Consider the following 17,172-nt stretch of genomic DNA (forward strand, 5'->3'; position numbering starts at 1 on the left):
ATGGTCGCGATCTCGCGCGAGCGCTACGCCGCGCTGTACGGCCCGACGACGGGCGACCAGGTGCGCCTCGGCGACACCGACCTGTGGATCGAGGTCGAGGAGGACCGCACGTTCGGGGGCGAGGAGGTCGTCTTCGGCGGCGGCAAGTCGATCCGCGAGTCCATGGCGCAGGGGTCGACGACCCGCGCCGAGGGCGCGCTCGACACGGTGATCACGAACGCCGTCGTCCTGGACTGGTGGGGGATCGTCAAGGCGGACGTCGGGATCCGGGACGGGCGGATCGTCGCGCTCGGACGCGCGGGCAACCCCGACGTCGCGGACGGCGTGCATCCCGACCTGCACATCGGCCCCTCGACCGACGTCGTGAGCGGCGAAGGCAAGATCCTCACCGCGGGCGGCATCGACTCGCACGTGCACCTCATCTCGCCGTCCCAGGTGGTCGAGGCGCTCGCCACCGGCATCACGACCGTCGCGGGCGGCGGCACCGGGCCGAGCGAGGGCACCAAGGCCACGACCGTCACGCCCGGGGCGTGGCACCTCGAGGCGATCCACCGCGCGCTCGACCGGCTCCCCGTGAACGTCCTGCTGCTCGGCAAGGGCAACACCGTGAGCGCCGAAGGGCTGCGCGAGCAGGCCATGGCCGGCGCGGGCGGCTACAAGGTCCACGAGGACTGGGGGTCGACGCCGGCCGCGATCGACGCCGCGCTGCGCGCCGCCGACGACTGGGGGCTGCAGGTCGCGCTGCACTCGGACTCGCTCAACGAGGCCGGGTTCGTGGAGTCGACGCTGCGCGCGATCGGCGGCCGCTCGATCCACGCCTTCCACGCCGAGGGCGCGGGCGGCGGGCACGCACCCGACATCCTCACCGTCGCGAGCCACCCGAACGTCATCCCCGGCTCGACCAACCCGACCCTCCCGCACACGGTGAACACCGTCGCGGAGCACCTCGACATGCTCATGGTGTGTCACCACCTCAACCCGCAGGTCGCGGAGGACCTGGCGTTCGCCGAGTCGCGCATCCGCGGCACGACGATCGCCGCGGAGGACGTGCTCCACGACCTCGGCGCCATGTCCATCACGTCGTCCGACGCGCAGGCGATGGGCCGCATCGGCGAGGTCGTCACGCGCACGTGGCAGGTCGCGCACGTCATGAAGGCGCGGCGTGGCGCGCACCCGGGTGGGGCGCGCGGACCGGAGCTGCCGGCGGACAACCTGCGCGCTCGCCGGTACGTCGCCAAGTACACGATCAACCCGGCCGTCGCGCACGGGATCGACGCGTACGTGGGGTCGGTCGAGCCGGGCAAGGTCGCGGACCTCGTGCTGTGGGAGCCCAAGCTGTTCGGCGTGCGGCCGAGCGTCGTCATGAAGGGTGGCGCGCTCGTCTGGGGTGCGCTGGGCGACCCCAACGCGTCGATCCCGTCGCCGCAGCCCGTGCTCATGCGTCCGGCGCTCGCCGACGCGATCGGGGCCGACGTCTCGATGTCGTTCGTCTCGCCCGCCGCGCTCGACGACGGCCTCGAGGAGCGGCTCGGGCTCGCCCGACAGCTCCTCCCGGTCGCGGACACGCGCGGCGTCGGCAAGGCGCAGATGAAGAACAACGACTACCTGCCGCAGATCGTGATCGACCCGGAGTCCTTCGCGATCGAGGTCGACGGCGAGCTCGTCGTCCCCGCGCCCGCCGACCGGCTGCCGCTCGCGCAGCTCTACTCGCTGTTCTGAGCCGTGAGCGAGACACCCGAGGTCGACGTGGCGGGACGCGCGGAGCTCATGCTCGCGCTGCTCGCCGACGCGCGCCTGCCCACCGGCGGGCACACGCAGTCCGCGGGCCTCGAGCCCGCGCTGCGGGCGGGCATGCCCGCTCCGCGCGTGCCCGACTACGTGCGCGCGCGTCTCGCGACGGTCACGCGCGTCGAGGCAGCCACGGCGGTCGTCGCACGGCACGTGGCGCTCGCGGCCGGTCCCGGGCCCGACGGCGCCGGATCCGCCCCCGCGGATCGCGCACCGTCCGCCAGGGTGCCCGACGGCGTGGCGTCCGCGGCGCTCGACCTCGCCGACACCTGGCTCGCCTGGGCGGCGCGGACGCCGTCGCCCGCGCTCCGCGAGACGTCGCAGCGGCTCGGCCGCGGCTATCTGCGGCTCCTGCGCCGGCTGTGGGCCGAGCGTCCCGCGGTCGCTGCGCTGGACGAGGCCGCGGTGCTCGTCGCCGACGCGCGCCGCGCCGACGGGATGTCCGACCCGCACGAGGGCGCCACGTCGGCCGCGCCGGCTCCGTCGGGCGCGGGACACGGCGCGGGGGGTCGGGGTGCGGCGGGCCGCAGGGCGCCGCAGCCCCCGCGACCGGTGGTGCTCGGCGTGACCGCCGCGTGCGCGGGGCTGTCCGCGCTGCAGGTCGCGCGCCTCGTCGGGTACGAGGACGTGCAGACCGTCGCCGCGGCGACGCTCAAGCTCGAGCCCGTTGATCCCGTCGTCGCGACGGGCTGGGTCGTCGCGGCCCAGCCCGCGATCGACGCGCTCGCTCACGACGTCGCCCACGTGACCGACCCCCGCGCGATCCCCGCGCACGGCGCACCGCTCGTCGAGCAGTGGGCCGAGATCCACGCCCGCACCACCGAGAGGCTGTTCAGTGCCTGACAACCTGCCTGAGAACACTCCCGACAACCGCTCCACCCGCTCCCTGCGACTCGGCGTCGCCGGCCCCGTCGGCACGGGCAAGAGCTCGCTCATCGCGCTCCTGTGCCGCGAGCTGTCCGGCGTGCTCCAGCTCGGCGTCATCACCAACGACATCTACACCGACGAGGACGCGCGCTTCCTGCGCTCCGCGGGCGTGCTCGACCCCGAACGCATCCGCGCGGTCGAGACCGGCGCGTGCCCGCACACCGCGATCCGCGACGACGTGACCGCGAACCTCCTCGCGGTCGAGGACCTCGAGGAGGACTTCGCGCCGCTCGACGTCGTCCTCGTGGAGTCGGGCGGCGACAACCTCACCGCCACGTTCTCGCCCGCGCTCGTCGACGCGCAGATCTTCGTGCTCGACGTCGCGGGCGGCGGCGACGTCGCGCGCAAGGGCGGGCCGGGGATCGCCCGGGCCGACCTGCTCGTCGTCAACAAGACGGACCTCGCGCCCTACGTGGGCGTCGACGTGCCGCGGATGGTCCTCGACGCGACGGCCGCGCGCGACGGCGCCCCGGTGCTCGCCCTCTCGCGCCTCGACCGCGAGTCGATCGACGCGCTCACCACGTGGGTGCAGACGTTGCTCGCGGCGCACCGCGCGGGCGCGCACGTGCCGCAGGACCCGGGTCCGATGGCGCCGCACTTCCACGCGGACGAGGAGGGCAACGGGTTCCTCCACACGCACGAGGAGGGCGACGCGGCGCACGCCCACGGCCACGGCCACCCTCACGCCCACGAGCACGGCGACGCGGCCGCGGAGCCGGTGGCCGCCGTCGGGCGCGACTGAGACCCGGGCGACGAGACGCTCGTGGACGAGGTGACGCGGGTCGGGGCGTACCGGGACGCGGGCCGGGTGCGCTGCGACCTGCGCCCCGGCGCGCTCAGCCCGCGCGTCCTGTCCACCGGGCCGGGCGTGGTCCGGGTCGCGCTCGTCGCGACGCGCGCGCTGCTCCTCGGCGGTGACCGCGTGCGGATCGAGGTGCACGTGGGGGAGGGCGTCGAGCTCGAGCTCGTCGAGGTGTCGGGCACCGTCGCGTACGCCGGGCGCGGGCGGTCGGCCTCGTGGGACGTGGCCGTGCAGGTCGACGCCGGTGGGCTCCTCGTGTGGGACGCGCTGCCGTTCGTCGTCGCCGACGGGGCCGACGTCGAGCGCTCCACGCGCGTGGCGCTCGCCCGCGGCGGAACCCGGGGTGCAGGTGGCGTCGCGCTCCTGCGCGAGACGCTCGTCCTGGGCCGCTCGGGAGAGGTCGGCGGCCGGCTGCGGTCGCGCACGCGCGTCGCCCTGTCGGCACCTGGTGCCGCCCCGACGTCCCGCGGTGTCGGCGGGACCGGTGAGTCCGCGACGCCAGCAGGGTCGGGACCTCCATGGCGGAGCGACCCGGCACGACCGGGGCACGTGCGCGAGCTCTTCGTCGAGGACCTCGACCTCGACGACGACCGCACCCTGCCCGGGATCCTCGGCGACGCGCGCGTCGTCGACTCGGTGCTGTGCCTCGGGACGCGCCCGCCGGTCGCGCTCGGCGCCCTCGCGGCAGACCGGCCCGCGAGCACGACACCCGCACCGCTGCGGCTCGACCTCGACGGCCCCGGCGCGATCGGCCGCCACCTCGGCCCGAGCACCCACGACGCCGGGATCGACGCCGTCGTGGCGGCCTGGACGACGGCGGTGCGCGCCGCCCGTGGCATCGCTGGCGACCTGCCCGACGACCCGCAGCCCGCTCGCGCGGCGCCGTCGGACACCGACCTTCCCGAACCCCGCACGACACTGCTGACGACAGGAGCCTGACATGCACGTCCCCGACCACTTCCTGAACGACCCCACGTCGGCGACGACCGCCGTCGTGTCCCTCGCCGCCGTCGGCTACGCGGCGTACCGGGCGCGCGAGGACCTCACCCCGCGTCGCGTCGCGCTGACGGCTGCGACGACCGGGTTCGTCTTCGCCGTCCAGATGCTCAACTACCCGGTCGCCGCCGGGACGAGCGGCCACCTCATGGGAGGGGCGCTCGCGGCCGCGCTCGTCGGGCCGTGGCTCGGCGTGCTGTCCGTGACGCTCGTGCTGCTGGTGCAGGCGCTCGTCTTCGCGGACGGCGGGATCACCGCGCTGGGCACGAACGTGCTGCTCATGGCGGTGGTCGGGACGCTCGTCGGCTGGGCGGCGACGCGTGGCGTCCTGCGCCTGACGCGCGGACGCGGTGCAGCCGGCGCCGCGGGGGTGGGAGCGCTCGTGAGCGTGCCCGCCTCGGCCGCGGTGTTCGCCTCGCTCTTCGCCGTCGGCGGGACGGTACCGGTCCCGGTGGGCGAGCTCGTCGGTCAGATGCTCTCCGTGCACGCGGTCATCGGGCTCGGCGAGGCGCTCATCACGGCCGGGGTCGTCGGGCTCGTGCTCGCGGTCGCTCCGGGCGTCGCAGCCATCGAGGGCGTGGCACGACCTGCGCCGAGCCGTGCCGTCGGGCCCGACGCCGTGGCCTCGCCGGGAACGGCTGTCTCGCCTGGTTCCACGGCGCTCGCGGCGGCCCCGGCCGGCGCGGTGCGGCGTGCCGTGCTCGCGCTCGGGTCGGGCGCGCTGCTCGCCGCGGTCGTCGTGTCGTCGTTCGCGGCGGCCACGCCGGACGGCCTCGAGGCGACGGCCGAGTCGGTCGGCTTCGCCGACGCGGCGCGCGACCACGCGTTCGCGGGGATGCCGCTCGCCGACTACGGCGAGGCCGGCGGGATCTTCGTCGGCGTCGCCGGCCTCGTGGGCGTCGCCCTCGTCGTCGCGCTCACGGCCGGGCTCCTCACCGCCGTCCTGAGCGCGACCACCCGCCGCCGCACGGCGACCGCCCCGGCCGCCTGACGGCCCTCCCCGGCGAGGGAGAACCCCGGTTGCCCGAGGTAGAACCGTGGTCGTGCGAGGTAGAACTCTGGTGGGTCGAGGGGCACCCGAGCCTCGAGAACGCTTCACCACCAGGGTTCTACGTCGGCGGACCTGGGGTTGACCTCTGCGACCAGCGTTCTATCTCGCGCTACCAGGGTTCTCTCTCGGCAGTGTTCCCGGGCGCGTGACCGGATCGTGACCGTGTGACACGTGCCGTTAACAGGACGGGCAGATCGGCCGAAACACGGCGTCACTAGCGTCGACATCAGTGGGCACCACCCCGGGCACAGGCTCGTATACACGCCTGTACCCGGTGCTCGCGGCGCGCGACCGCCTCCCCGGCGGCCGCCGGCCTCCTGCTGAGAAACCTGCGGAGAACTCCGCTGTGCGAACCTCGCTGAAAGGACTCTCGTGACACCTTCACGCGCCACGACCCGTCTCGCCCCGGCCGCCGCTCTCGTCGTCCTCGCGCTCACGCTCACCGCGTGCGGCGCGAAGACGGAGACCGGCGACGGAGCGGGCGCCGCGACCAGCGCTGCCGAGAGCTGCGTCGACACCTCCGGCGACACCGTCAAGATCGGCTTCCTCAACTCGCTCTCCGGCACCATGGCGATCTCCGAGCAGACCGTCGCCGACTCCCTGGCCCTCGCGGCGGAGGAGATCAACGCCGACGGCGGCGTGCTCGGCAAGCAGCTCGAGATCGTCCAGGAGGACGGCCAGTCCGAGCCCACGGTCTTCGCCGAGAAGGCGGAGAAGCTCATCACGAGCGACTGCGTCGCCGCCGTGTTCGGCGGCTGGACGTCCGCGTCGCGCAAGGCGATGCTGCCCGTCTTCGAGGCGCAGGACTCGCTGCTCTTCTACCCGGTCCAGTACGAGGGCCTCGAGTCGTCGCCGAACATCTTCTACACCGGCGCCACGACCAACCAGCAGATCGTCCCCGCACTCGACTACCTCAAGGAGCAGGGGGTCACGTCGATCTTCCTCGTCGGTTCCGACTACGTCTTCCCGCGCACGGCGAACAAGATCATCAACGCGTACGCGGAGGCGAACGGCATCGAGGTCCTCGGTGAGGAGTACGCGCCGCTGGGCCACACCGACTTCTCCACGATCGTCAACAAGGTGAAGTCCGCCGGGGCGGACGCCGTGTTCAACACGCTCAACGGCGACTCCAACGTCGCGTTCTTCAAGGAGTACAAGAACGCGGGCCTCGGGCCGGACACGATGCCCGTCGTGTCGGTGTCGATCGCCGAGGAGGAGGTGGGCGGCGTCGGCGTCGAGAACGTCGAGGGCCAGCTCACGGCCTGGAACTACTACCAGACCATCGACAGCCCGGAGAACACCACGTTCGTCGAGGCGTTCCAGGCCAAGTACGGCGCCGACCGCGTGACGTCCGACCCGATGGAGGCGGCGTACACCTCGCTCTACCTGTGGAAGGGCATGGTCGAGAAGGCCGAGTCGTTCGACGTCGCCGACGTCCAGGAGGCCGCCGACGGCGTGACCTTCGACGCCCCCGAGGGCTCCGTCACCGTGAACGGCGACAACCACCACATCGCCAAGACCGCCCTCATCGGCAAGATCGGCCCCGACGGCCTCATCTACACCGAGTGGAGCTCGGGCGAGCCGATCGAGCCCGACCCGTACCTCGAGGGCTACGACTGGGCCGAGGGCCTCTCCTGACCCCGTGAGCGCCGGGCATCCGCCGCCCCACGCGGCGGCGGGTGCCCGGCGCTCCGTGAGTCCTCGTCCGCACTCACCGGAAGGCACGACGCCCATGGATGTGCTGTTCTCGCAGCTCTTCGCGGGACTGAGCCTCGGCTCCGTCCTGCTCCTCGCCGCCCTCGGGCTGGCGCTCACGTTCGGCCAGATGGGCGTCATCAACATGGCGCACGGCGAGTTCATGATGGCGGGCGCCTACACGGCGTTCGTCGTGCAAGGGGTCGTCGGCAACGCCGGCGTCTCGCTGCTCGTCTCGTTGCCGCTCGGGTTCCTCGTCGGTGGCCTGCTCGGGCTGCTGCTCGAGGCGACGCTCATCCACCGCATGTACAAGCGGCCGCTCGACACCCTGCTCGTGACGTGGGGCGTCGCACTCGTGCTCCAGCAGGTCGCGCGCGACGTGTTCGGGGCCCCCAACGTCGACGTGCGCGCCCCCGCCTGGCTGAGCGGCGCCGTCGACCTGTTCGGCCTCGCCGTGCCCAAGACGCGCGTGTTCATCCTCGCGCTGGCGGTCGTCGCGGTCGTCGCGCTGCCCGTCGTGCTCAAGGTGACGCCGCTCGGGCGGCGGATCCGCGCCGTCGTGCAGAACCGCGACCTCGCCGAGGCGAGCGGCGTCTCCACGCGGACGACGGACCGCCTGACGTTCTTCATCGGGTCCGGTCTCGCCGGGATCGCGGGCGTCGCGCTCACGCTCCTCGGGTCGATCGGCCCCACGCTCGGGACGAGCTACATCGTCGACGCGTTCCTCGTCGTCGTCGCGGGCGGCATCGGGCAGATCAAGGGCACGGTCATCGCGGCGTTCGCGCTCGGGCTGCTCCAAGCGACCTTCGAGTACTCCACGACGGCGAGCATCGCGAAGGTGCTCGTGTTCGTCGTCATCGTCGTCTTCCTCCAGGTGCGACCCCAGGGCCTCGTGTCGGTCCGGACGAGGAGCCTCGCATGAGCGCCGTCACGACCGGGGGCACGTCCCGGCTCACCACCCTGTACCGCTCCTCGCGCGCCCGCGTGATCGTCGGGTTCGCCGTCGCGGCGGTCCTGCTGTTCGCCGTCGCGCCCGCGACGCTCTCCACGTTCCGCCTCGGCCTGCTCGGCAAGTTCCTGTGCCTCGCGATGGTCGCCGTCGGCATCGGCCTCGCGTGGGGCCGCGGCGGGATGCTCACGCTCGGGCAGGGCGTGTTCTTCGGCCTCGGTGCCTACATCATGGCGATGCACCTCAAGCTTGCGGACGCCGGGCCGGGCGGGGTGCCGGACTTCATGATGCTCTACGGCTCGGGCGAGGTGCCGGGCTGGTGGGAGCCGTTCCGGTCGCCGGTCGTGACCATCCTCGCCATCGCCGTCATACCTGCCGGTCTCGCCGCGCTGCTCGGGTTCGCCGTCTTCACGCGGCGCGTGCGGGGCGCCTACTTCGCGATCCTCTCGCAGGCGCTCGCGGCGGCCTTCGCGATCCTGCTCATCGGTCAGCAGGCGACGACGGGCGGCACCAACGGCCTCAACGGTTTCCGGTCGTTCTTCGGGTACGACCTCGCCGACCCGGTCAACAAGCGCATGCTCTTCTTCATCGCCGCCGGCGCCCTGCTCGTCATGGTCGCGATCGCGCGCCAGCTCATGGTGTCGCGGTTCGGCGAGCTGCTGGTCGCCGTGCGCGACCAGGAGAACCGCGTCCGGTTCCTCGGCTACGACCCGGCCAAGGTCAAGGTCGTCGCGTACGCCGTCGCGGCGTTCATGGCGGCCGTGGGCGGCGCGCTGTTCGTGCCGATCGTCGGGATCATCTCGCCCGCCGACGTAGGCGTCGTGCCGTCGATCGGGTTCCTCATCGGCGTCGCCATCGGCGGCCGGGCGACGCTCCTCGGCCCGGTGCTCGGGTCGATCGCCGTGAGCTGGGCGCAGACGAGCCTGTCCGAGGCGTTCCCGTCCGGCTGGATCTACGCCCAGGGTGCGCTGTTCATCCTCGTCGTCGCATTCCTGCCCGGCGGGCTCGCCGAGCTGTTCACGCGGTGGCGCCGCGCGCGCCGCGGCGCCGTGCCCGACGGCGGTGTGCCCGCCCCGGCGGACGGCGGCACCGCGGACGAGCCGGGCACCGGCGACCCGGCGACCGAGCGACCGACCGCCGTCGACCACGACCCCGCCACCTCCGGGAGGACCGCATGACCACGCAACCCACGGGACCGGCGTCGGGCACGGTGCCGGTGCCCGAGGCGGCGGGCGCCGCTGTCCTCGAGACCGGCGTCGCGGGCGACGGGCTCGACCTCGAGGCCGCGCAGTCCGTCCTCGGCGTCGACGACTCGCGGTTCCGGCACGACTACCTCGAGGTGCGCGGGCTGCGCGTCGAGTTCGACGGGTTCGTCGCCGTCCAGGGCGTCGACCTCACCGTCACCGCGGGCGACCTCCGGTTCCTCATCGGGCCCAACGGCGCGGGCAAGACGACGATCGTGGACGCCATCACCGGCCTCGCCAAGGCGTCGGGATCGGTGCAGTTCGGCGGGGTCGACCTGCTCGGCAAGAAGACGCACCGCATCGCGCGGGCCGGCGTCGGGCGCACGTTCCAGACGGCGAGCGTGTTCGAGGAGCTCAGCGTGCTCCAGAACCTCGACATCGCTGCGGGTGCCGGACGCGGCCCGCTCACGCTCCTGCGGCGTCGCACCTCGACGCCCGAGACCGTCGAGCAGGCGCTCGAGACCGTCGGGCTCGCGCACCTGCGCGACGTCCAGGCCGGGATCCTCGCGCACGGGCAGAAGCAGTGGCTCGAGATCGGGATGCTGCTCGTCCAGGACGCCCGGCTGCTGCTGCTCGACGAGCCCGTCGCGGGCATGAGCCAGTCCGAGCGCGAGCAGACCGGCGAGCTGCTCCAGCGCATCGGCGCCCAGCGGACGGTCGTCGTCGTCGAGCACGACATGGAGTTCCTCCGGGCCTTCGCGAGCTCGGTCACGGTGCTGCACCTGGGCCAGGTGCTCGCCGAGGGCACGTACGCCGAGGTCCAGGCCGACCCGCGCGTGCAGGAGGTCTACCTCGGCAGCGCGGGCGCGACCCGCGGCGCTCGCCGCCGCCCTCCGGGACGTGATGCGGGGAGCGAGCCCGCGGCGTCCGGCACGGAGGAGCGCGCGACGAGCCCGGCGACCACCACGAACGACGACGAGGAGGCGTGATGCTCGAGCTCACGGGCCTGCACGGGGGCTACGGCCGGACCATGGTGCTCCACGGCGTCGACCTCACGGTGCCGGCGGGCGGCGTCGCCGCCGTGCTGGGGCACAACGGCGCCGGCAAGACGACGCTCCTGCGGACCGCGCTCGGGCTGCTCAAGGCCCGGTCGGGGAGCGTCGTGCTCGACGGCGAGGACGTCACCCGGCTGCCGACGCACCAGCGCGTGCGGCGAGGTCTCGCGTACGTCCCGCAGGGGCAGCAGTCGTTCGGCGACCTCACGGCGCGCGAGAACCTCCAGCTCGTCGCCGACACGTCGCGCGAGGGGCCGCGACGCCTCGACGAGGCGCTCGACCTGTTCCCGGCGCTGCGCGGGCTCCTCGGCCGACGGGCCGGGCTCCTGTCCGGCGGGCAGCGGCAGCAGCTCGCCATCGCGCGCGCCCTCATCACCGGCCCGCGCGTGCTCGTGCTCGACGAGCCGACCGAGGGCATCCAGCCGTCCGTCGTCACCGAGATCGAGGACGCGATCCTCACCCTCACCGACGCGGGCGGCCTGTCGGTCCTGCTGGTCGAGCAGCACGTCGGGTTCGCGCTCGGCGCGGCGCGCGACTACGTCGTCCTCCAGTCCGGGCGCGTGACGAGCCGCGGGTCGGGCGGCGAGGCCGCCGAGGAGAGCGTCCGTGCGGCGATGGCCGTGTAGCCGACGCGGCGTCGACCCGCACGGCGTACCCGGCGGCACCGCCGCCGGGTCGCCGTGCGGGATGATGGCAGGGCATGACCACGACGCACGGGCCGGACGACCAGGAGACCCCGCATGGACATCGTGACCGCGCCGGAACCCGCCGCGACCTCGTTGCGCGACGCCGTCTACACGCGGTTGCGCGCCGAGATCCTCAACGGCCGGGTCGACCCGCGCGAGCGGCTCACCGAGCCCAAGCTGAGCCGGCGGTTCGAGGTGTCGCGCACGCCTGTGCGCGAGGCGCTGTCCCGGCTCCTGTCCGACGGGCTCATCCAGCGCACCGACTTCGGGTACGCCGTCGTCGTGCCCAGCCTCGCCGAGCTGCGCGACCTGTACGAGCTGCGCGTGACCCTCGAGCTGCGCGGCGTCGAGCGCATCATCGAGAACACCGAGCTGCACTACGACACCGATGCCCTGCGCGACGAGCTCGGCCGGTGGGTCGAGCTCCGCGCCGCGCCGCCGGAACCCGACCCGAGCTTCGTGCTCCTCGACGAGCGCTTCCACACCGTGCTGTCCCGCGCCGCGGGCAACGACCGCCTCACCGAGGCGCTCGTCGAGGTCAACGAGAAGGTGCGCGCCGTCCGCATGTACGACTTCGTCGAGTCCGAGCGCATCCGCATCACCATCGACGAGCACATCGAGATCCTCGAGCTCGCGCTCGCCGACCGCCTCCCCGAGGCGCGCACCGCGCTCCACCTGCACGTCGGCGAGTCGCTCGCCGTCGTCATGGAACGCGCGGCGCGAGCCCTCTCCCGCATGGCCCTCGCCGTCTGACGCTCGGCGTCCCACGGGCCGAGGTAGAGCTCTGGTCGGCCGAGGTAGAACCCCGGTCGGTCGGGGTAGAACCGTGGTCGCGCGAGGTAGAACCGTGGTTCTTGTGCTCGACGGCGTGTGGTCGCCTGGGGTGGTCGGGGTGGGTGGTGGAGCCGCGTCTACCATCCGCCCCTCGTTCCTCGCGGCTCCCGCCAGGCCCGCCACGACGCGGAACCACCACCCACCCCGACCGGCTTCGGCTCGCCCAGGCCTCGCCCACCTCGGGCGACTGCCCGCGGCGCCGGCGGTGGGCTCTAGGCTGGGCCCGTTCTGTCCGACGGCGAGGCGTGGCCTCGCGCCCCTACCCCGGGGAGGGCGATGGCTGCCACGCTGCTCGTCGCGAACCGCGGCGAGATCGCCTGCCGCGTGCTGCGCAGCGCGCGGCAGCTTGGGCTGCGCACCGTCGCCGTGCACTCCGACGCAGACCGTGGGGCGCGGCACGTCCGCCTCGCGGACGAGGCGGTGCGGATCGGTCCGGCACCCGTCGCCGAGTCCTACGACGACGGGCGACGGCTCCTCGATGCGGCGCTCGCGTCGGGTGCGGACCTGCTGCACCCGGGCTACGGCTTCCGCGCGGAAGACGCGGAGTTCGCCGCGGCGGTCGAGGCGGCCGGCGTCGCGTTCGCAGGCCCGACCCCGGAGCAGCTCCGTCTCCTCGGCGACAAGGCCCGCGCCCGCGCGCTCGCGCAGGAGTGCGGCCTGCGGGTGCTGCCGGGGTCGCCGGTGCTCGGCGGCCTCGAGGACGCGCTCGGGTGGGCGGACGAGATCGGTTTCCCGCTCGTGCTCAAGGACGCCGGTGGCGGTGGCGGGACCGGCGTGCACGTGTGCCGCGACGCGGCGGGGCTCGCCGGGGCGTGGCGGCGGGAGTCGTCGCGCCCCGGGTCGTCCGGGCGGTTGTTCGTCGAGCGTCACGTCGACCGGGCTCGCCACCTCGAGGTGCAGCTCTTCGGTGACGGGGCGGGCCGAGTCGTCTCGCTCGGCGACCGCGACTGCTCGCTCCAGCGCCGCCACCAGAAGGTCGTCGAGGTCGCGCCCGCGCCCGGCCTCGATACCGGCGTGCGCGCGACCCTGCACGACGGCGCCCGTCGGCTCGCGGCGCGGGTCGGGCTGCGCTCGGCCGCGACGCTGGAGGCGCTGCTCGACGTCGGCTCGGGCGAGGTCACGTTCCTCGAGGTGAACCCGCGGATCCAGGTCGAGCACACCGTGACCGAGGAGGTCACCGGCGTCGACCTGGTGGCCTGGATGCTGCGCCTCGCCCTCGGCGACACGACCGTGCTCGACGACGTGCTGCCGTCGGGCCCTGCGGCCCGGGGGGTGGCGGCGCAGGCGCGCGTCTATGCCGAGGACGTGCGCCACGGGCGACCCGCCGCGGGCACGCTCGCGCGGCTCGACCTTCCGCGTTCGGGCGCGGGGACGGACGTCCGCGTCGAGACCGGCGCGAGCGCGGGCGACGAGCTCGGTCCCGACGCCGACCCGCTGCTCGCGAAGGTCGTCGTGCACGCGGCGTCGCACACGCTCGCGGTCGCAGGGCTGCGCACCGCGCTCGGGGACGTGCGGGTGGACGGCGTCCCCACGAACGTCTCGCTGCTGCGCGCCGCGCTCGCCGACCCCGCCGTCGCCGAGGGATCGGCGACCACCACCACGCTCGCGATCGTGCACGACCCGGAACCCTGGGTCGACGTGCTCGACCCTGGCGTGCTGACCACGGTGCAGGACTGGCCGGGCCGCACCGGGTACTGGGGCGTGGGCATCCCGCCCTCGGGCCCGATGGACGACCTGTCGTTCCGCACCGGCAACCGCGCGCTGGGCAACCCCGAGGGTGCGGCGGGGCTCGAGTGCACCCTCACCGGCCCGACCCTGCGGTTCTCGCACGAGGCGACGGTGTGCGTCACGGGGGCGCCGGCGCCCGTGACGGTCGACGGTGAGCCCGTGCGGCAGTGGGAGCCCGTCGTCGTCCCCGCGGGCGGCGTGCTCGCCGTCGGCGCGCCGCACGCCGTCGGGCTGCGGACGTACGTGCTCGTCGCGGGCGGCCTGGACGTCCCGGAGCATCTCGGGTCGGCGGCGACCTTCGTCCTCGGCGCCGTCGGCGGCCCGGCCGGGCGCGCGCTCGTCGCGGGCGACGCGCTGCACCCTCGGACCACTGGTCCCGGGACAGCCGGTCGGCCGGGCGAGACGGCGTCTCCCGGGCTCGGTGCGGCGGGCGCGGTGCCGCCCGGCGCCCGGCCCCGGATGGGGCACTCGTGGGAGCTCGCCGTGACGACGGGACCGCAGTCTGCGGCGCTCACCGCCGCCGCGCTCGGTCGGCTGCGGGCGTCCTGGTGGCGGGTCCTGCCGCACGCGGACCGGACGGGCGTGCGGCTCGCCGGGCCGCCGCTCACGTGGGTGCGGCCCGACGGCGGCGACGCGGGGCTGCACCCGTCCAACGTGCTCGACAACCCGTACTCGGTGGGTGCGCTGAACATCAGCGGGGACACGCCGATCCTGCTCGGCCCGGACGGACCGAGCCTCGGCGGCTTCGTGTGCGCGCTCACCGTCGTGGCCGGCTCCCGGTGGAAGCTCGGACAGATGCGGCCGGGCGACGTCGTGCGGTTCGTGACCGTCCACGGCGACGGCGCCGACCGGCTGCGTCGCGACGACGCGGCCCGGGCGGCGGCGCGCGTCCCGACGGCGGTGCGCGCCGTCCGGGGCCGGGACGTCGGGGCCTTCGTCGGCGACGACGTCCGACCTCCGGGCGGGCCGACGCCGCGCGCCGACCGGCGACCCGCGGTCCGCTACCTGCGCGGCGCGGACGACGCGCTCCTCGTCGAGTACGACGGCGGGGAGGGGCTCGACCTGCACGACCGTCTGCGCGTGCACGCCCTGGCGACCGGTCTCGAGGCTGCGGCCCCGCAGGGCCTGCTCGACGTGACACCGGGCGTCCGCACGCTCCACCTCCACGTCGATCCCGAGACGCTGCCCGTGACACGGCTCGTCGGGCTGCTGCGCGAGCTGGAGGAGGACCTGCCGCCGAGCGACGAGATCGAGGTGCCGAGCCGCGTGCTCCGGCTGCCGCTGAGCTGGGACGACCCCGCGATCCGGGACGCCGTCGAGCGGTACGCGGCCGCGGTCCGGTCCGACGCGCCGTGGCTGCCGTCCAACGTCGACTTCGTCCGTCGGGCCAACGGGCTCGCGAGCGTCGAGGACGTGCGACGCACCGTCCTCGGCGCCGAGTACCTCGTGCTCGGGCTCGGGGACGTGTACCTGGGCGCGCCGCTCGCCGTGCCGGTCGACCCGCGACATCGCCTGCTCACCACGAAGTACACCCCGGCGCGCACCTGGACCCCGTCCGACGCCGTCGGCCTCGGAGGGGCGTTCCTGTGCGTGTACGGCATGGCGAGCCCCGGGGGCTACCAGCTCGTGGGCAGGACCGTCCCCGTCTGGTCGGCCCACGCGCAGCGCCCGCCGTTCCGCCCGGGCGTCCCGTGGCTGTTCCGGCACTTCGACCGGATCGTGTGGGAGCCGGTCGACCCGGACGAGCTCGCCGAGCGCCGCGCGGCGGCCCGCGCGGGGGTCCTGGAGGTGCCGATCGAGGACGGCGTCTTCTCCGGCCGGGAGCACGCCGCGCTCCTCGCGCGCGAGGCCGACGACATCGCCGCGGTCGGGGCGGCGCGCCGCGCGGCGTTCGGACGCGAGGCCGCGGCCTGGGCGGAGGCAGGCGAGCTCGTCGGGTCCGCCGCGCGCGCGACCGCGCGCGGCGGTCTCGACCCGGCGTCCGCCGGCGCACGCGACACCGAGCTCGCCTCCGCCGACCTGGACGACCCGGCGCGCGTCGTGCTGCGCGCGCCGCTCGGCGGGGTGGTGTGGCGCGTGGAGGCGCTGCCGGGGCGCCGCGTCGCCGAGGGCACGCCCGTGGTCGTGCTGGAGGCGATGAAGCTCGAGCTGCCGGTCCTGGCACCCTCCGACGGCATCGTCGTCGACGTCCGCGTGCGCCCGGGCGACCACGTACGCGCCGGCGACCGGCTCGCCGTCGTGCACCTCGACGCATGACGCGCCGAGCGCCGTCGCGCCCGGGTGCTACCGCGTGGTGAACAGCCGCGCGGCCTGGGACTCGGCGTCGGCGTAGGTCTGGGCGGCCGCGCCGAGCGCCGCCGTGATGTCGTCGAGCGCGAGCTCGACCTGGTTCTGCGTGGTCTGCCACTGCGTCATCACGCCCGTGAAGGACGTCGCCGCGCCGCCGCGCCACGATGCCTGAAGGTCGGTGAGGTGGCGCATCATGGCCCCGACCTCCGCCCGGATCGCCGTGACCGACCCGTTCACCGCCGCGCTCGCCTGGGCGACCCGTGCGCTGTCGACCTCGTACCGGCTCATGTCGTCCTCCGTCGTCTCGTCGGCCCGCGGGCCGTCCCGCACGCGGCGGGTGCCGGTGCGACGACGACGCTAGCCACGGGACCCCGGGCGCCGCGGGCGCGGCGACGTCCCTGTGGACGACGGGTCAGGACGCGGGACCTGTGGACGGTGTCGACGCTTCTGCCAGCTTGAGCTGCTCCTTGCGCAGCCGCTGCAGCTCCGCGTCGAGGTTCTGCCGTGCGGGCTCCTCCCACGCTGCGCCGAGCGGGCTCGAGAAGAGGGAACGGCGGTCGAGCAGCTTCGTGAGGATCGCGATCCGGGCCCGCACGTAGTCGACCTTCGGGATGTGCGCGTACTCGTCGCGCACATCCTTGAGGTACTCCTTGTAGCGCTGCGGCTCCGCGGCGAGCATCGCGAGGTCGGCGTCGCACAGCACCGCGCAGTCGAAGTCCGTCGCGTCCGGGGAGTGCCGCACGAGCGCGTTGACGAGGTACGCGACGCGGCGGGCGGCCGGCTCCGGGACCCCGAGCGTCGTGAGCTCGTCGTGGGCCAGCGCGGCGCTCGCGGACTCGTCCTCGCCGCCCTTGTTCGCGTACGTCGCGCGGCCCTTCGCGTCGAAGATCGCGCCGTGGTACCACGCGGCGAGGCGCACGAGGTCGGGGTCGTGCGTCTCCTCGGAGAGCTCGTCGACCCGCCCCAGCACGTCCGCCAGGTGGCGCAGGTTGTGGAAGTGGCGGTCCGGCTGGTCCCAGCGGTCGAGCAGCCCCTGCCCGACGGCGCGGACCTCGTCGTCCGGGGCGGTCGCCCCGGCGCCGCGGGCGCTGCGGACGAACGAGGAGAGGAACCACTGCGGTGCGTCGGCGCTGTTGACGCCCATGAACTTTCGCCTTCTTCGTCGGACACGAGGAGATGACGGAGGTC

Annotated in this window: 14 protein-coding genes; 12 read left to right on the forward strand and 2 right to left on the reverse strand. The window is 74.4% G+C overall.

Annotated features, from left to right (window positions below):
• From ACFC2L_RS15595 to uca, 12 genes are all read left to right on the forward strand, one after another.
• Positions 1–1,719 (forward strand): urease subunit alpha, encoded by a 1,719-nt coding sequence (locus ACFC2L_RS15595; protein WP_375825207.1) that lies wholly within the window; start codon positions 1–3, stop codon positions 1,717–1,719.
• A 3-nt stretch (positions 1,720–1,722) separates the two neighbouring features.
• Positions 1,723–2,631: an urease accessory UreF family protein gene (locus tag ACFC2L_RS15600; protein ID WP_375825208.1), complete on the forward strand. Its 909-nt coding sequence runs from the start codon at positions 1,723–1,725 to the stop codon at positions 2,629–2,631.
• Positions 2,624–3,457 carry an urease accessory protein UreG gene (gene ureG, locus ACFC2L_RS15605; protein ID WP_375825209.1) on the forward strand — a complete coding sequence of 278 codons (834 nt, stop codon included), beginning with the start codon at positions 2,624–2,626 and terminating at the stop codon, positions 3,455–3,457. Before ACFC2L_RS15600 ends, ureG begins: the two co-directional genes overlap by 8 nt.
• A 21-nt stretch (positions 3,458–3,478) precedes the next feature.
• A complete protein-coding gene (locus ACFC2L_RS15610; RefSeq protein WP_375825210.1) occupies positions 3,479–4,456 on the forward strand; it encodes an urease accessory protein UreD in 978 nt (325 codons plus the stop codon).
• 1 nt (position 4,457) lies between these two features.
• Positions 4,458–5,504 (forward strand): energy-coupling factor ABC transporter permease, encoded by a 1,047-nt coding sequence (locus tag ACFC2L_RS15615; protein WP_375825211.1) that lies wholly within the window; start codon positions 4,458–4,460, stop codon positions 5,502–5,504.
• Positions 5,505–5,936: 432 nt separating this feature from the next.
• The gene (urtA, locus tag ACFC2L_RS15620; protein ID WP_375825212.1) at positions 5,937–7,202 is read left to right on the forward strand and encodes an urea ABC transporter substrate-binding protein; all 1,266 of its coding nucleotides are present in this window, start codon (positions 5,937–5,939) and stop codon (positions 7,200–7,202) included.
• A 94-nt stretch (positions 7,203–7,296) separates the two neighbouring features.
• Positions 7,297–8,181, forward strand: coding sequence for an urea ABC transporter permease subunit UrtB (urtB, locus tag ACFC2L_RS15625; protein ID WP_375825213.1), 885 nt, complete (start codon positions 7,297–7,299; stop codon positions 8,179–8,181).
• Complete coding sequence (gene urtC, locus ACFC2L_RS15630) at positions 8,178–9,386, forward strand: urea ABC transporter permease subunit UrtC (protein WP_375825215.1); 1,209 nt, start codon at positions 8,178–8,180, stop codon at positions 9,384–9,386. The genes urtB and urtC overlap by 4 nt, the downstream gene beginning before the upstream one ends.
• On the forward strand, positions 9,383–10,381 hold the full coding sequence (gene urtD, locus ACFC2L_RS15635) for an urea ABC transporter ATP-binding protein UrtD (protein ID WP_375825216.1): 999 nt from the start codon (positions 9,383–9,385) through the stop codon (positions 10,379–10,381). The genes urtC and urtD overlap by 4 nt, the downstream gene beginning before the upstream one ends.
• Positions 10,381–11,073, forward strand: a complete 693-nt coding sequence (gene urtE, locus ACFC2L_RS15640) for an urea ABC transporter ATP-binding subunit UrtE (RefSeq protein ID WP_375825217.1) — start codon at positions 10,381–10,383, stop codon at positions 11,071–11,073. The genes urtD and urtE overlap by 1 nt, the downstream gene beginning before the upstream one ends.
• A 114-nt stretch (positions 11,074–11,187) precedes the next feature.
• Positions 11,188–11,886 (forward strand): GntR family transcriptional regulator, encoded by a 699-nt coding sequence (locus ACFC2L_RS15645; protein WP_375825218.1) that lies wholly within the window; start codon positions 11,188–11,190, stop codon positions 11,884–11,886.
• A gap of 357 nt (positions 11,887–12,243) precedes the next feature.
• Entirely contained in the window at positions 12,244–15,951 is a 3,708-nt protein-coding gene (gene uca / locus ACFC2L_RS15650; RefSeq protein ID WP_375825219.1) for an urea carboxylase, read from the forward strand.
• A 27-nt stretch (positions 15,952–15,978) separates the two neighbouring features.
• Here the strand turns inward: uca and ACFC2L_RS15655 are convergent, their stop codons facing one another.
• Positions 15,979–16,272 carry a WXG100 family type VII secretion target gene (locus ACFC2L_RS15655; RefSeq protein WP_237840153.1) on the reverse strand — a complete coding sequence of 98 codons (294 nt, stop codon included), beginning with the start codon at positions 16,270–16,272 and terminating at the stop codon, positions 15,979–15,981.
• A gap of 124 nt (positions 16,273–16,396) precedes the next feature.
• A complete protein-coding gene (locus tag ACFC2L_RS15660; protein ID WP_375825220.1) occupies positions 16,397–17,128 on the reverse strand; it encodes a hypothetical protein in 732 nt (243 codons plus the stop codon).
• Positions 17,129–17,172: the final 44 nt, after the last annotated feature.

Origin of the sequence: Cellulosimicrobium sp. NPDC055967, from assembly GCF_042269845.1 — a bacterium.
In the GTDB taxonomy this organism is placed as follows: Bacteria; Actinomycetota; Actinomycetes; order Actinomycetales; family Cellulomonadaceae; genus Cellulosimicrobium.

Excerpts from the sequence above, each read along its gene's own strand:
- ACFC2L_RS15595 (WP_375825207.1), top strand. The coding sequence starts at position 1 with ATGGTCGCGATCTCGCGCGAGCGCTACGCCGCGCTGTACGGCCCGACG.
- ACFC2L_RS15615 (WP_375825211.1), top strand. The coding sequence starts at position 4,458 with ATGCACGTCCCCGACCACTTCCTGAACGACCCCACGTCGGCGACGACC.
- urtB (WP_375825213.1), top strand. The coding sequence starts at position 7,297 with ATGGATGTGCTGTTCTCGCAGCTCTTCGCGGGACTGAGCCTCGGCTCC.
- urtC (WP_375825215.1), top strand. The coding sequence starts at position 8,178 with ATGAGCGCCGTCACGACCGGGGGCACGTCCCGGCTCACCACCCTGTAC.
- urtD (WP_375825216.1), top strand. The coding sequence starts at position 9,383 with ATGACCACGCAACCCACGGGACCGGCGTCGGGCACGGTGCCGGTGCCC.
- urtE (WP_375825217.1), top strand. The coding sequence starts at position 10,381 with ATGCTCGAGCTCACGGGCCTGCACGGGGGCTACGGCCGGACCATGGTG.
- ACFC2L_RS15645 (WP_375825218.1), top strand. The coding sequence starts at position 11,188 with ATGGACATCGTGACCGCGCCGGAACCCGCCGCGACCTCGTTGCGCGAC.
- uca (WP_375825219.1), top strand. The coding sequence starts at position 12,244 with ATGGCTGCCACGCTGCTCGTCGCGAACCGCGGCGAGATCGCCTGCCGC.
- ACFC2L_RS15655 (WP_237840153.1), bottom strand. The coding sequence starts at position 16,272 with ATGAGCCGGTACGAGGTCGACAGCGCACGGGTCGCCCAGGCGAGCGCG.
- ACFC2L_RS15660 (WP_375825220.1), bottom strand. The coding sequence starts at position 17,128 with ATGGGCGTCAACAGCGCCGACGCACCGCAGTGGTTCCTCTCCTCGTTC.